We start from the raw sequence: 13,639 nt of genomic DNA, 5'->3' as shown, positions 1-13,639 counted from the left end.
CCCGGGGACGAAGAGCTACGCGGCGGGGCCGGGAACAATGTCGCCCGGCCAGACGAAATGCCTGGTCAGACGCCACAACGGGGGCGCTAGCCGGGCATCGGTTCGATACCCGGGCCAGCACCCCCGGCAAGCCTCACAGCTCGGTGGCGGAACCACCGGCAGCTGCGATCTTTTCCTTGGCCGACTCGCTGAACGCGTGCGCTGAGATTTGCAGCGACACGCCGTTCAGGTCACCCGAGCCCAGCACCTTGACCAGCTGGCCGCGACGAACCGCGCCGGCGTCGGCGAGCTCGAGCGGGCCGATCTCGCCGCCGTTCGGGAACAGCTCGGCGAGCCGGTCCAGGTTGACGACCTGGAAGACGACCTTGTTCTTGTTCTTGAAGCCCTTCATCTTGGGCAGGCGCATGTGGAGGGGCATCTGCCCACCCTCGAAGGCCGCCGAGACGTTCTTACGGGCTCCCGTACCCTTGGTGCCCCGACCGGCGGTCTTGCCCTTAGAGCCCTCACCGCGACCCACACGGGTCTTCGCGGTCTTGGCTCCGGGCGCCGGGCGCAGGTGGTGGACCTTGATCGCCATTACTCGACCTCCTCGACACTGACGAGGTGGTTCACGGCGAAGATCATGCCCCGAATTTCGGGACGGTCCTCCTTGACCACCACATCGTTGATCCGCTTCAGCCCAAGCGACCGCAGGGAGTCCCGCTGGTTCTGCTTACGGCCGATGGCGGACCGGAGCTGGGTGACCTTCAAGCGTGCCATCAGTGCACCGCCGCTTCCGCACGCGCCGCCAGCATGGCCGCAGGCGCGACGTCCTCGACCGGGAGGCCACGGCGGGCCGCAACGGCCTCCGGGGACTCCAGGCCCTTCAGGGCCGCCACCGTCGCGTGCACGATGTTGATCGGGTTGGACGAGCCGAGGCTCTTCGAGAGCACGTCGTGGATGCCCGCGCACTCAAGCACGGCACGCACCGGGCCACCGGCGATAACACCGGTACCGGCGGAGGCCGGCTTCAGGAGCACGACACCCGCGGCGGCTTCGCCGGTGATCGGGTGCGGGATCGTCGCACCGATCCGCGGCACCTTGAAGAAGTGCTTCTTGGCCTCCTCGACACCCTTGGCGATAGCCGCGGGCACCTCCTTGGCCTTGCCGTATCCGATGCCGACGGTGCCGTCACCGTCGCCGACGATCACGAGGGCGGTGAAGCTGAAGCGACGACCACCCTTCACGACCTTCGCGACACGGTTGATCGCTACGACCCGCTCCAGGTGCGGGGTCTTCTCGACGGGCGCGTTACCGCGGCCGCCCTCACGGCGGTTGTCGCGGCGGCCACCTTCGTTGTTACCGCCGGACCCGCCGCCTCGGCGCTGCTGACCAGGCATAGGTCTTCCCTCCTAGAACTCGAGTCCGGCTTCGCGGGCAGCATCGGCAAGCGCGGCGATACGCCCCGCGTACTTGTTGCCACCGCGGTCGAAGACGACCTTGGAAACGCCCGCGGCCTTCGCGCGCTCGGCGAGGAGAGTGCCGACCTTGGCGGCCAGGGCACTCTTTTCACCCTCGGTGCCCCGCAGGGAGGCGTCGAGCGTGGAGGCGGAGACGAGCGTGTGACCCTTGAGGTCGTCGACGATCTGCGCGGTGATGTTGCGCGTAGACCGGGTGACGACCAGACGGGGACGCTCGGCAGTGCCGCGGACGTTCTTGCGGACCCGGAAGTGCCGACGCGCCTTGCCGACGGCGCGCTTGGAGGCGACACCGCCGCCATTGCGGCGCTTGAGCAGCGTGGCGGTCACTTCTTACCTGCCTTTCCAGCCTTGCGGCGGATGACCTCGCCCTGGTACTTGACGCCCTTGCCCTTGTAGGGCTCCGGCGGGCGGATCTTCCGGATGTTCGCGGCGACCTCGCCGACGAGCTGCTTGTCGATGCCCGCCACCGAGAACTGCGTCGGCTTCTCCACCGTGAAGGTGATGCCGGCCGGCGCGGGGATGTTGACCGGGTGCGAGAAGCCCAGGGCGAACTCGAGGTCCTTGCCCTTGGCAGTCACGCGGTAACCGGTGCCGTTGATCTCCAGCGTCTTCTTGTAGCCCTCGGTGACGCCGACGATCATGTTGGCGACCAGGGTACGAGAAAGACCGTGGAGCTCCTTGGCCTTGCGCTCGTCATTGGGGCGGTTGACGCTCAGCTCGCCGTTCTCCGCCTTCTCGACCGTGATCGGCTCGGCGACGGTGTGCGAGAGCTCGCCCTTGGGGCCCTTGACCTTGACGGTCTGCCCGGTGATGGTGACGTCGACGCCGGCCGGGACCGGGATCGACTTACGTCCGATTCGCGACATGTCAGAGTCTCCGTTACCAAACGAAGGCGAGGATTTCCCCGCCAACGCTCCGCTTGCGGGCCTGCCGGTCGGTCAGCAGCCCCTGGGACGTCGAAACGATCGCGACACCCAGGCCGCCGAGCACCCGGGGGAGCTCGTCGGACTTGGCGTACACCCGGAGACCGGGCTTGGACACGCGCTTGATGCCGGCGAGGCTGCGCTCACGGTTCTGGCCGTACTTCAGTTCAACGACCAGCCGCTTGCCGACTTCGCCTTCAGCCGGGTCCTCAGCCGTCCAGGAGGCGATGTAACCCTCAGCCTTGAGGACCTCGGCGATGTTCGCCTTGATCTTCGAGAAGGGCATGGTCACCTTGTCGTGGTACGCCTGGTTGGCGTTACGCAGACGCGTGAGCATGTCTGCGATCGGGTCCGTCATCGTCATGGGTATTCGTCAACCTTTCTCGCCGGGGTTCCCAGGAGGCCCGGGCCTACGGCGAAGCGGTATTACAAGCTTGGGTTACCAGGAAGCCTTGGACACGCCGGGCAGCTCACCACGGTGGGCCATGTCCCGCACGCAAACCCGGCACAGGCCGAACTTGCGGTAGACCGAGTGCGGGCGTCCGCACTTCTGGCAGCGGGTGTAGGCCCGAACGGCGAACTTCGGCTTCGCGGCCGCCTTGATGATCAGCGCCTTCTTAGCCATGCTCAGTTCTCCTTGAACGGGAAGCCCAGGAGCTTGAGCAGCTGCCGGCCCTCCTCGTCGGTCGTGGCGGTGGTGACCACCGTGATGTCCATGCCCCGGGTCCGATCGATCCGGTCCTGGTCGATCTCGTGGAACACCGACTGCTCGGTCAGACCGAACGTGTAGTTGCCGTGCCCGTCGAGCTTGCGCCCGTCGAGCCCGCGGAAGTCACGGATACGCGGCAGCGCGATCGACAGCAGCCGGTCCAGAAACTCCCACATCCGGTCGTTGCGCAGGGTGACCTTCGCGCCGATCGGCATGCCCTCACGCAGCTTGAACTGCGCGATCGACTTGGTGGCCCGCCGCACCAGCGGCTTCTGGCCGGTGATGGTGGTCAGGTCCCGCACGGCGCCGTCGATCAGCTTGGCGTCGCGGGCAGCCTCGCCCACACCCATGTTCACGACGACCTTCACCAGGCCGGGAACCTGCATCGGGTTGCCGTACTTGAACTGCTCCTGAAGCGCCGGGATGACATCTCCGCGGTACTTGAGCTTCAGCCGGGGCAGAGTCTTGGTCTCGGTGGCGGCAGTCATCACAGGTCCTTACCGGTGCTACGAGCGATGCGGACCTTCTGGCCGTTGTCGTCGATGCGGAAACCGATGCGGGTCGGCTTGCCCTGGTCGTCCACGATCTGCACGTTCGAGATGTGGATGGGGGCTTCCTGCGTGACGATGCCACCGGTCTTGGAACCGCGCTGCGTCGTGCGGATCTTCTCGTGCTTCTTCATGCGGTTGACGCCCTCGACCAGGACCTTGTCCTGCCGAGGGAAGGCCGCGATGACCTTGCCCTTGGCGCCCTTGTCCTTACCGGCGATGACGACGACCGTGTCGCCCTTCTTGATCTTCACGGTCAGAGCACCTCCGGCGCCAGGCTGATGATCTTCATGAACCGCTTGTCGCGCAGCTCACGGCCAACCGGGCCGAAGATGCGCGTACCGCGGGGGTCCCCACCGTCCTTGATGATGACGGCGGCGTTCTCGTCGAAGCGGATGTACGAGCCGTCGGGACGGCGCCGCTCCTTGGCGGTGCGAACGATGACCGCCTTGACGACGTCACCCTTCTTCACACCGGCACCCGGGATGGCGTCCTTGACCGTGGCCACGATGACGTCGCCGATGCTCGCGTAGCGGCGGCCGGAGCCGCCCAGTACGCGGATGCACAGGATTTCCCGGGCACCCGTGTTGTCGGCGACGCGCAGTCGCGACTCCTGCTGGATCACGTCTGTCTCCTATGTCTGCCAGTTCTCCGGAACAGCTGCGCCGAAGCTTGGCGGAACGATGGGCGGCTGGGCCGGCTTGCACCGGCCCAGCGCACTCACTTGGCCTTTTCGAGGATCTCCACGATGCGCCACCGCTTGGTACGCGACAGCGGGCGGGTCTCCATCAGGGACACCCGGTCGCCCACGCCACAAGCGTTCTGCTCGTCGTGCACCTGGAGCTTGCGGGTGCGACGGAGAACCTTGCCGTAGAGGGCGTGCTTGACGCGGTCCTCGACCTCGACGATGACGGTCTTGTCCATCTTGTCGCTGACCACGAGGCCCTCGCGCGTCTTGCGCTGTGCCCGCGGCTCAGCAGCAGTGTTCTCACTCATGCTGTCACCTCAGTCGGCGCGGCCGAGAGCCCCAGCTCACGCTCACGCATGATCGTGTAGATCTTCGCGATGTCCTTACGGACCACCTGCAGCCGACGGTGATTGTCGAGCTGCCCGGTCGCGCCCTGCACGCGAAGATTGAACAGCTCCGCCTTGGCCTCCTTCAACCGCGAGATCAACTCCTCTTCGGAGAGTTCCCGCAGCTCGGCTGCCTTAACGCCCGCTGCCATCAGCTTTCACCCACTTCGCGTGTCACGATGCGGCACTTCATCGGGAGCTTGTGGATCGCGCGACGCATCGCTTCGCGCGCGATCGTCTCGTTCGGGAACGACATCTCGAAGAGAATGCGTCCCGGCTTGACGTTCGCCACCCACCACTCCGGCGAGCCCTTACCCGAACCCATGCGGGTTTCGGCGGGCTTCTTGGTCAGCGCCTGGTCCGGGAAGATCGAGATCCAGACCTTACCGCCACGCTTGATGTGCCGGGTCATGGCGATACGAGCCGACTCGATCTGGCGGTTGGTCACGTACGCAGGCTCGAGGGCCTGAATACCGAATTCACCGAAGACCACGCGATTGCCGCCCTTGGACGCGCCGTGGCGGTCCGGGTGGTGCGGCTTGCGGAAGCCCTTCGGGGGCTTACGCGGCATCAGCATGTGTCAGCCCTCCTGCTGCGTTTCGGCCGCAGCCGGAGCAGCGGCGGTGTCGGTCGACTCGGCGGCCTGAGCCTGCGCGGCCCGCCCGGCCTCGGTGCCGCCCGCGGTCGTGCCGGACGAACCGGAACGGCCGCGACGCGGACGCTCGGGACGGTCGCCACGCTCACGGCGCGGACGCGCGGGCGCCTCGGGAGCAATCTCGCGACCCGGCACGGCGTCGCCCTTGTAGATCCAGACCTTCACGCCGATGCGGCCGAACGTCGTGCGGGCCTCGAAGAAGCCGTACTCGATGTTGGCGCGCAGGGTGTGCAGCGGAACGCGACCCTCACGGTAGAACTCCGTGCGGCTCATCTCCGCGCCGCCGAGGCGGCCGGAGACCTGCACCCGAATGCCCTTGCAGACCGGGTTCTTCATCGCGGACTGCATGGCCTTGCGCATCGCCCGACGGAAGCTGACCCGGCTGGACAGCTGCTCGGCGACGCCCTGCGCCACGAGCTGTGCGTCCGACTCCGGGCTCTTCACCTCGAGGATGTTGAGCTGGACCTGCTTGCCGGTGAGCTTCTCGAGCTCGCCGCGGATGCGGTCGGCCTCCGCGCCCTTACGGCCGATGACGATGCCCGGCCGGGCGGTGTGGATGTCGACGCGGACCCGGTCCCGGGTGCGCTCGATGTCCACCTTGGAGATGCCGGCGCGCTCAAGGCCCTTGGACATCATCCGGCGGATCTTGACGTCCTCGCCGATGTAGTCCTTGTAGAGCTTGTCCGCGAACCAGCGGCTCTTCCAGTCGGTGGAGATGCCGAGCCGGAATCCGGTGGGGTGAACTTTCTGACCCATTACTCGGCACCTTCCGTGCTCTGGGACTCGGCCGGCTTGGCCTCGGTGGCCGGAGCCGCCTTGGCCTTCGCCGCCTTGGTCGCCGCGGGCTTACGGCCCGAAGTGGTGGCCTGGACGGCCTCCACCGCGACGGTGATGTGACAGGTGCGCTTGCGGATCCGGTACGCCCGGCCCTGCGCCCGCGGCCGGAACCGCTTGAGCGTCGGACCCTCGTCCACGAACGCCTCGCTGACCAGGAGCGCGTCCGGGTCGAGCCGCTCGTTGTTCTCCGCGTTCGCAATCGCGCTGGCGAGCACCTTGTAAACCTGCTCACTCGCAGCCTGCGGCGCGAACTGCAGAACCGTGAGAGCCTCCTTCGCGGGCAGACCGCGGACGAGGTTGATCACACGGCGCGCCTTGTTCGGCGAGATGCGCACGTGGCGCGCAATCGCCCGCGCGCCCGGAAGCGCCGGAGCGTCGCCCTTAACTGGCATCGCTGTAACCCCTTGTTCTTATCCGTGGACTGCTTAGCGGCGGCGGCTCTTGCGGTCGTCCTTCTCGTGACCCTTGAACGTACGGGTCAGAGCGAACTCGCCGAGCTTGTGCCCGACCATGGCCTCGGTGATGAACACCGGGACGTGCTTGCGCCCGTCGTGCACGGCGATCGTATGCCCGAGCATGTCGGGGATGATCGTCGAGCGCCGCGACCAGGTCTTGATGACGTTCTTCGAGTTCTTCTCGTTCTGGACTTCCACCTTCTTGACGAGGTGGTCGTCGACGAACGGGCCCTTCTTCAGGCTGCGAGGCATCTTTTAACTCCCGTTACCCGCGCTTGCGGGTGGCGTAGCGGCGGCGAACGATCATGCGGTCGCTCTCCTGGCCCTTGCGGCGGGTACGGCCCTCCGGCTTACCAGCCGGGTTAACCGGGTGGCGACCACCGGAGGTCTTACCCTCACCACCACCGTGCGGGTGGTCGACAGGGTTCATGGCGACACCACGGACGGTCGGGCGCTTGCCCTTCCAGCGCATGCGGCCGGCCTTGCCCCAGTTGATGTTCGACTGCTCGGCGTTACCGATCTCGCCGACCGTGGCGCGGCAGCGCACGTCGACACGACGGATTTCGCCCGAAGGCATACGCAGCGTGGCGTACACGCCCTCACGGCCGAGGAGCTGGATGCCGACACCGGCCGAGCGGCCGAGCTTGGCGCCACCGCCGGGACGAAGCTCCACGTTGTGGACCGTCGTACCGACCGGGATGTTGCGCAGCGGCAGGTTGTTGCCGGGCTTGATGTCGGAACCGACACCCGACTCGACCTTGTCGCCCTGCTTCAGGTCCTTCGGCGCGATGATGTAGCGCTTCTCGCCGTCGAGGTAGTGCAGCAGCGCGATGCGGGCGGTGCGGTTCGGGTCGTACTCGATGTGAGCGACCTTGGCCGGCACGCCGTCCTTGTCGTTGCGCTTGAAGTCGATGATCCGGTACTGCCGCTTGTGTCCACCGCCCTGGTGCCGCGTGGTGATGCGGCCGTGGACGTTGCGACCACCCTTTTTGGGCAGCGGGGCGAGCAGAGACTTCTCCGGCGTCGACCGGGTGATCTCGGCGAAGTCCGCCACGCTGGAGCCGCGACGGCCCGGCGTGGTCGGCTTGTACTTACGGATACCCATGATTCACAACCCCTTAGCTGACCGGGCCGCCGAAGGCCTCGATGCGGTCACCGTCAGCCAGCTTCACCAGGGCACGCTTGGTCGCCTTGCGCTGACCGAAGCCCGTCTTGGTGCGCTTGCGCTTGCCCTGGCGGTTGATGGTGTTAACCGTCAGCACACGGACATCGAAGATCTGCTGAATCGCGATCTTGATCTCGGTCTTGTTGGCGTCCGGGTGGACCAGGAACGTGTACCAGTTCTGGTCGAGAACGCTGTAGCTCTTCTCGGAGACCACGGGCGCGATGATGATGTCGCGCGGGTCGGCGATCGTGCTCACTTGTTCCCCTCCTCGGAGGCCGCTGCGGGAACGCCGAGGAACTCCTCGAGCGCTTCCTTGGTGAAGACGACCTCGTCCGCGACCAGCACGTCGTACGTGTTGAGCTGACCGGCCTCGATGAGGTGCACGGTCGCCTCGTTCCGCAGCGACAGCCAGTTGATCTCGTCGTAGCTGCTCAGCACGACCAGCACCTTGGCGGACTGGGTCGCCTTGCGCAGCGTGGCGATCGCGGCCTTCGTGGACGGGGTCTCGCCGGCGACGAACGCCTCGACCACGTGCACCCGACCGTCGCGGGCCCGGTCCGAGAGGGCGCCACGCAGAGCGGCGGCCTTCATCTTCTTCGGGGTCCGCTGGCTGTAGTCACGCGGCACGGGACCGTGCACGACGCCACCGCCGGTGAACTGCGGCGCGCGGATCGAGCCCTGACGGGCGCGACCGGTGCCCTTCTGCTTGTACGGCTTCTTGCCGCCGCCGGCGACCTCGCCGCGGGTCTTCGCCTTGTGCGTACCCTGCCGGGCCGCCGCCAGCTGAGCCACGACGACCTGGTGCATCAGCGGGATGTTCGCCTGCACGTCGAAGATGTCGTCGGGCAGCTCGACTGAGCCGGCCTTCGCGCCCTCGGCGTTGATCACGTCAACCGAGCTCACTTGGCACCACCCTTCTTCTTCGCCGCCGAACGGACCAGGATCAGCGCGCCCTTGGGGCCGGGAACGGCACCACGGACGAGCAGCAGGTTGTTCTCGGTGTCGACCGCCTGCACCGTGAGGTTCTGCACGGTGAAGCGCTTGCCGCCCATGCGGCCCGCCATCCGGGTGCCCTTGAACACTCGGCCGGGGGTGGCGCACGCGCCGATCGAGCCGGGCGAGCGGTGCTTGCGCTCGACGCCGTGGCTCGACTTGAGGCCGTGGAAGCCGTGCCGCTTCATGACACCGGCGTAGCCCTTGCCCTTGGTCTTACCGGTGACGTCGATCGGCACGCCGACCGGAAACGCCTCAACGGTGACCTCTTGGCCGAGCGCGTAATCGCCCGCGTCGGTGGTGCGCAGCTCCACGATGTGGCGGCGCGGTGAAACGCCCGCCTTCGCGAAGTGTCCACTCTCCGGCTTGTTCGCCTTGCGCGGGTCGATCTGGCCGTACGCCAGCTGCACCGCGGAGTAGCCGTCCGCCTCAGGGGTGCGGACCTGGGTCACGACGCACGGGCCGGCCTGCACCACGGTTACCGGGACGACCTTGTTGTTGTCCCAGACCTGGGTCATGCCGAGCTTGGCGCCCAGGATGCCCTTCACTTGCCTGTCCATTGTCCGGTCCCTACAGCTTGATCTCGATGTCGACGCCAGCCGGCAGGTCGAGGCGCATGAGCGAGTCGACCGTCTTCGGAGTCGGGTCGATGATGTCGATCAGACGCTTGTGCGTGCGCATCTCGAAGTGCTCGCGCGAGTCCTTGTACTTGTGCGGCGAACGGATCACGCAGAAACGGTTGATCTCCGTGGGCAGCGGCACCGGGCCTGCGACCTGCGCCCCGGTCCGCGTCACCGTCTCGACGATCTTCCGTGCCGAGGAGTCGACGACCTCGTGGTCATAGGCCTTGAGCCGGATGCGGATCTTCTGTCCCGCCATGGTGGCTTCTGTTTCCTTCTCTCGATGCCGCTACGTGCGAAAGCGGTGGCCCTCGCATGCCCGCAGGACCGTTGATCCTGCGTTGTCCGACCCCCGCGGTCGGGCGTGTCGCGCTGTGGAACCAGGCTCCGCCCCAAGGATCTGGAGCGGTCATGCCCGCGGAGCAGCTCCAGGGGAGCAACCCCATCCGTCGGGATCGGGGCGACCGGCGGCGCTTACACACGCCGGACACCGGGCGAGGGTGGCTAGCTGCCAAACTGCCGAGGCAGTCACATTGCTAAGGCCGCCAACCACCCTGCGCGGACGCAACCTGACTAGTATGCCGTATCGATCGCGGCAAAGCTAATCGGGGTCACCGTTGGGGGTCGCCTCCGCCCACTCTTGAGTCGCACATCACTGCGCGAGGGAGTCGGCGGAGGCGATCCTCAATCAGACGTTGATCTTCGTGACCGTTCCGGCGCCGACGGTGCGGCCACCCTCACGGATCGCGAACTTCAGGCCCTGCTCCATGGCGATCGGCTGGATCAGCTTGACCGACATGGAGGTGGAGTCGCCCGGCATGACCATCTCGGTGCCCTCGGGCAGCGTGACGACGCCGGTGACGTCCGTGGTGCGGAAGTAGAACTGCGGGCGGTAGTTCTGGAAGAACGGCGTGTGACGGCCGCCCTCTTCCTTTGACAGGATGTAGACCTGGCCCTCGAACTCCGTGTGCGGAGTGCTGGAGCCCGGCTTCACCACGACCATGCCGCGCTCGACGTCCTCGCGCTTGATACCGCGCAGCAGGAGGCCGACGTTCTCGCCCGCGCGGGCCTCGTCGAGCAGCTTGCGGAACATCTCGATGCCGGTGCAAACGGTCTTGGTCGACTTCTCGCGGATACCCACGATCTCGACCTCCTCGTTCGGCTTGAGGATGCCGCGCTCGGCCCGGCCGGTGACGACCGTACCGCGACCGGTGATCGTGAAGACGTCCTCGATCGGCATGAGGAACGGCTTCTCGGTCTCACGCTCGGGCTGCGGGATCGCGGTGTCGACCGCGTTCATCAGCTCCATGAGCTTGCCGGTCCACTCCGGGTCGCCCTCGAGCGCCTTGAGCGCCGAGACACGCACGACCGGCAGGTCGTCGCCCGGGAACTCGTAGGTGCTGAGCAGCTCGCGGACCTCGAGCTCGACGAGCTCCAGGAGCTCCTCGTCCTCGACCATGTCGCTCTTGTTCAGGGCGACAACGATGTACGGAACGCCGACCTGGCGGGCCAGGAGCACGTGCTCCTTGGTCTGCGGCATCGGGCCGTCGGTCGCGGCAACCACCAGGATCGCGCCGTCCATCTGCGCAGCACCGGTGATCATGTTCTTGATGTAGTCAGCGTGGCCGGGGCAGTCCACGTGCGCGTAGTGCCGCGCCGCGGTCTGGTACTCGACGTGCGCGATCGAGATCGTGATACCACGGGCCTTCTCTTCAGGCGCCTTGTCGATCTCGTCGAACGGGGTGTACGGGTTCAGGTCCGGGTATTCGTCGTGCAGTACCTTCGTGATGGCCGCAGTCAGCGTCGTCTTACCGTGGTCGATGTGACCAATGGTGCCGATGTTGACGTGCGGCTTAGTCCGCTCGAACTTCGCCTTCGCCACTGGTGTCCTCCTGTGGACTGGGGTTTCTTCTGTCGCCCGGCACGCCCGATAAGGCGATTAGGACTCTGTCGACTGCTCGTGCGCGTGCGGTCCTCGACGGACCGCATGCGCCTCAACGCGTCAGGCGCCAGTGGCCTTAGCGATGATCTCCTTCGCCACGCCCTGCGGAACCTCGGCGTAGGAGTCGAACTGCATGCTGTAGCTAGCCCGGCCAGCAGTCTTCGACCGGAGGTCGCCGACGTAGCCGAACATCTCGGAGAGCGGCACGAGGGCCTTGACGACGCGGGCGCCGTGACGCTCCTCCATCGACTGGATCATGCCACGGCGGGAGTTGAGGTCGCCGATGACGTCGCCCATGTTGTCCTCGGGAGTGGTGACCTCCACGGACATCATCGGCTCGAGCAGCGCGGGGTCGGCCTTGCGAGCCACTTCCTTCATCGCCATCGAGCCGGCGATCTTGAACGCCATCTCGGAGGAGTCGACCTCGTGGTACTGGCCGTCGACCAGCGTGAACTTCACGCCGACCAGCGGGTAGCCGGCGAGGACGCCGTACTGCAGGGAGTCCTGCGCGCCGTGGTCCACCGAGGGGATGAACTCCTTGGGGATGCGGCCACCGGTCACTGCGTTGACGAACTCGTACGTGGGGCCGTCAGCCTCGAGCGACAGCGGCTCGACGTTGACGACGACCTTCGCGTACTGGCCGGAGCCACCGGTCTGCTTCTTGTGGACGTAGGTGTACTTCTCCACCGTGCCGCGAATGGTCTCGCGGTACGCCACCTGCGGCTTACCGATGTTGGCCTCGACGTTGAACTCGCGGCGCATGCGGTCCACCAGGATGTCCAGGTGGAGCTCGCCCATGCCGGCGATGATCGTCTGACCGGTCTCCTCGTCGTTGAAGACGCGGAAGGTCGGGTCCTCCTCGGCCAGGCGCTGGATCGCGGTGCCCAGCTTCTCCTGGTCCGACTTGGTCTTCGGCTCGATGGCGACCTGGATAACCGGCTCCGGGAAGGTCATCGACTCCAGGATGACCGGCTTGGCCGGGTCGCAGAGCGTGTCACCGGTGGTGGTCTGCTTCAGACCCTGGACGGCGATGATGTCGCCGGCCTGCGCGGTGGTGCGCTCCTCACGCTTGTTCGCGTGCATCTGGTAGATCTTGCCGATCCGCTCTTTGCGGTCCTTGGTGGAGTTGACCACCTGGGTGCCGGTCTCGAGCGTGCCGGAGTAGACCCGGACGTAGGTCAGCTTGCCGAGGTGCTTGTCGGTCTGGATCTTGAACGCCAGGGCCGAGAAGGGCTCGTCGTTCGAGGGCTTACGACTCATCGGCGTCTCGCCATCGGTCGCGGTGCCCTCGATGGCCGGGATGTCCAGCGGCGACGGCAGGAACTCGATGACGGCGTCGAGCATGGGCTGCACGCCCTTGTTCTTGAACGCCGAGCCACAGAGAACCGGGTTGGCCTTGCTGGCGATCGTGGCCCGCCGAATGGCGGCCTTGATCTCGTCCTGGGAGACCTCTTCGCCTTCGAGGTACTTCTCCATGACCGCGTCGTCCACGTCGGCCAGGGTCTCGATGAGCTTGTCGCGCCACTCAGCGGCGGACTCGGCGAGGTCGGCCGGGATCTCTTCGACCGCGTAGTCCTCACCCTTGGCGGTCTCGCCGCGCCAGGTGAGGGCGCGCATGCCGATCAGGTCGACGACACCGATGTGGTCGCCTTCGAGGCCGATCGGGATCTGCAGCACCAGCGGGGTGGCGTTGAGCCGGTCGATCATCATCTGGACACAGCGGAAGAAGTCCGCGCCGGTCCGGTCGAGCTTGTTGACGAAGCACATGCGCGGGACGTTGTACTTGTCCGCCTGCCGCCAGACGTTCTCCGTCTGCGGCTCGACGCCGGCGACACCGTCGTAGACCGCGACCGCACCGTCGAGCACACGCAGCGACCGCTCGACCTCGACCGTGAAGTCGACGTGGCCAGGCGTGTCGATGATCTGGATCGTGTGACCCTTCCACTCGCACTTGGTGGCGGCGGAAGTGATGGTGATACCGCGTTCTTGTTCCTGCTCCATCCAGTCCATGACGGCCGCGCCCTCGTGGACTTCACCGATCTTGTACGTGATGCCGGTGTAGAACAGGATGCGCTCGGTCGTCGTGGTCTTACCAGCGTCGATGTGCGCCATGATGCCGATGTTGCGAACCTTGGCGAGCGCGTCTGCGGCAGCCACTGCAATCCCTACTCTTCGTCGTCAGGTCGACCTTGAATTCCGCGGATTCCGCGGAAAAGGCCGATGAAACCAGCGTCCCGGCCCGGCGGTCGCCGGGCCGG

At 66.4% G+C, this 13,639-nt stretch carries 23 protein-coding genes; all 23 read right to left on the bottom strand.

Going from position 1 to position 13,639, the window contains the following annotated elements:
• Window positions 1–133: 133 nt before the first annotated feature.
• Window positions 134–577, bottom strand: coding sequence for a 50S ribosomal protein L15 (gene rplO, locus ACIA1L_RS08630; RefSeq protein ID WP_396071954.1), 444 nt, complete (start codon window positions 575–577; stop codon window positions 134–136).
• On the bottom strand, window positions 577–759 hold the full coding sequence (gene rpmD / locus ACIA1L_RS08625; RefSeq protein ID WP_184997647.1) for a 50S ribosomal protein L30: 183 nt from the start codon (window positions 757–759) through the stop codon (window positions 577–579). The genes rplO and rpmD overlap by 1 nt, the downstream gene beginning before the upstream one ends.
• Complete coding sequence (rpsE, locus tag ACIA1L_RS08620; protein ID WP_396071953.1) at window positions 759–1,379, bottom strand: 30S ribosomal protein S5; 621 nt, start codon at window positions 1,377–1,379, stop codon at window positions 759–761. The genes rpmD and rpsE overlap by 1 nt, the downstream gene beginning before the upstream one ends.
• A gap of 12 nt (window positions 1,380–1,391) precedes the next feature.
• Entirely contained in the window at window positions 1,392–1,775 is a 384-nt protein-coding gene (gene rplR, locus ACIA1L_RS08615; RefSeq protein ID WP_396072449.1) for a 50S ribosomal protein L18, read from the bottom strand.
• 8 nt (window positions 1,776–1,783) lie between these two features.
• Window positions 1,784–2,326 carry a 50S ribosomal protein L6 gene (gene rplF / locus ACIA1L_RS08610; RefSeq protein ID WP_396071952.1) on the bottom strand — a complete coding sequence of 181 codons (543 nt, stop codon included), beginning with the start codon at window positions 2,324–2,326 and terminating at the stop codon, window positions 1,784–1,786.
• 13 nt (window positions 2,327–2,339) lie between these two features.
• Window positions 2,340–2,747: a 30S ribosomal protein S8 gene (gene rpsH / locus ACIA1L_RS08605; RefSeq protein WP_184997654.1), complete on the bottom strand. Its 408-nt coding sequence runs from the start codon at window positions 2,745–2,747 to the stop codon at window positions 2,340–2,342.
• 75 nt (window positions 2,748–2,822) lie between these two features.
• Window positions 2,823–3,008: a type Z 30S ribosomal protein S14 gene (locus ACIA1L_RS08600; RefSeq protein WP_014440734.1), complete on the bottom strand. Its 186-nt coding sequence runs from the start codon at window positions 3,006–3,008 to the stop codon at window positions 2,823–2,825.
• 2 nt (window positions 3,009–3,010) lie between these two features.
• A complete protein-coding gene (rplE, locus tag ACIA1L_RS08595) occupies window positions 3,011–3,580 on the bottom strand; it encodes a 50S ribosomal protein L5 (protein WP_396071951.1) in 570 nt (189 codons plus the stop codon).
• Window positions 3,580–3,900, bottom strand: coding sequence for a 50S ribosomal protein L24 (gene rplX / locus ACIA1L_RS08590; protein ID WP_396072448.1), 321 nt, complete (start codon window positions 3,898–3,900; stop codon window positions 3,580–3,582). The genes rplE and rplX overlap by 1 nt, the downstream gene beginning before the upstream one ends.
• On the bottom strand, window positions 3,897–4,265 hold the full coding sequence (gene rplN, locus ACIA1L_RS08585; protein ID WP_023358185.1) for a 50S ribosomal protein L14: 369 nt from the start codon (window positions 4,263–4,265) through the stop codon (window positions 3,897–3,899). Before rplN ends, rplX begins: the two co-directional genes overlap by 4 nt.
• A 95-nt stretch (window positions 4,266–4,360) precedes the next feature.
• Complete coding sequence (gene rpsQ / locus ACIA1L_RS08580) at window positions 4,361–4,636, bottom strand: 30S ribosomal protein S17 (protein ID WP_396071950.1); 276 nt, start codon at window positions 4,634–4,636, stop codon at window positions 4,361–4,363.
• Window positions 4,633–4,866, bottom strand: a complete 234-nt coding sequence (gene rpmC, locus ACIA1L_RS08575; protein ID WP_396071949.1) for a 50S ribosomal protein L29 — start codon at window positions 4,864–4,866, stop codon at window positions 4,633–4,635. The genes rpsQ and rpmC overlap by 4 nt, the downstream gene beginning before the upstream one ends.
• Entirely contained in the window at window positions 4,866–5,291 is a 426-nt protein-coding gene (gene rplP / locus ACIA1L_RS08570; protein ID WP_015618999.1) for a 50S ribosomal protein L16, read from the bottom strand. Before rplP ends, rpmC begins: the two co-directional genes overlap by 1 nt.
• Before the next feature lie 3 nt (window positions 5,292–5,294).
• Entirely contained in the window at window positions 5,295–6,125 is an 831-nt protein-coding gene (gene rpsC, locus ACIA1L_RS08565; RefSeq protein ID WP_396071947.1) for a 30S ribosomal protein S3, read from the bottom strand.
• Entirely contained in the window at window positions 6,125–6,598 is a 474-nt protein-coding gene (gene rplV, locus ACIA1L_RS08560) for a 50S ribosomal protein L22 (RefSeq protein WP_396071946.1), read from the bottom strand. Before rplV ends, rpsC begins: the two co-directional genes overlap by 1 nt.
• A gap of 33 nt (window positions 6,599–6,631) precedes the next feature.
• Window positions 6,632–6,913, bottom strand: coding sequence for a 30S ribosomal protein S19 (gene rpsS / locus ACIA1L_RS08555; RefSeq protein ID WP_396071945.1), 282 nt, complete (start codon window positions 6,911–6,913; stop codon window positions 6,632–6,634).
• 13 nt (window positions 6,914–6,926) lie between these two features.
• The gene (gene rplB, locus ACIA1L_RS08550) at window positions 6,927–7,766 is read right to left on the bottom strand and encodes a 50S ribosomal protein L2 (RefSeq protein ID WP_396071944.1); all 840 of its coding nucleotides are present in this window, start codon (window positions 7,764–7,766) and stop codon (window positions 6,927–6,929) included.
• 13 nt (window positions 7,767–7,779) lie between these two features.
• Window positions 7,780–8,082, bottom strand: a complete 303-nt coding sequence (gene rplW, locus ACIA1L_RS08545) for a 50S ribosomal protein L23 (protein WP_396071943.1) — start codon at window positions 8,080–8,082, stop codon at window positions 7,780–7,782.
• Window positions 8,079–8,729 carry a 50S ribosomal protein L4 gene (gene rplD / locus ACIA1L_RS08540; RefSeq protein ID WP_396071942.1) on the bottom strand — a complete coding sequence of 217 codons (651 nt, stop codon included), beginning with the start codon at window positions 8,727–8,729 and terminating at the stop codon, window positions 8,079–8,081. The genes rplW and rplD overlap by 4 nt, the downstream gene beginning before the upstream one ends.
• A complete protein-coding gene (rplC, locus tag ACIA1L_RS08535) occupies window positions 8,726–9,379 on the bottom strand; it encodes a 50S ribosomal protein L3 (protein ID WP_396071941.1) in 654 nt (217 codons plus the stop codon). The genes rplD and rplC overlap by 4 nt, the downstream gene beginning before the upstream one ends.
• A 10-nt stretch (window positions 9,380–9,389) precedes the next feature.
• Window positions 9,390–9,698: a 30S ribosomal protein S10 gene (rpsJ, locus tag ACIA1L_RS08530; protein ID WP_007073037.1), complete on the bottom strand. Its 309-nt coding sequence runs from the start codon at window positions 9,696–9,698 to the stop codon at window positions 9,390–9,392.
• Window positions 9,699–10,127: 429 nt separating this feature from the next.
• Window positions 10,128–11,321, bottom strand: coding sequence for an elongation factor Tu (tuf, locus tag ACIA1L_RS08525; RefSeq protein ID WP_396071940.1), 1,194 nt, complete (start codon window positions 11,319–11,321; stop codon window positions 10,128–10,130).
• A 120-nt stretch (window positions 11,322–11,441) separates the two neighbouring features.
• Window positions 11,442–13,538 (bottom strand): elongation factor G, encoded by a 2,097-nt coding sequence (fusA, locus tag ACIA1L_RS08520; RefSeq protein WP_396071939.1) that lies wholly within the window; start codon window positions 13,536–13,538, stop codon window positions 11,442–11,444.
• Window positions 13,539–13,639: the final 101 nt, after the last annotated feature.

Source organism: Actinoplanes sp. NPDC051859 (assembly GCF_044452725.1).
In the GTDB taxonomy this organism is placed as follows: domain Bacteria; phylum Actinomycetota; class Actinomycetes; order Mycobacteriales; family Micromonosporaceae; genus Actinoplanes.
This window is presented reverse-complemented; position numbering and strand designations above follow the sequence as displayed.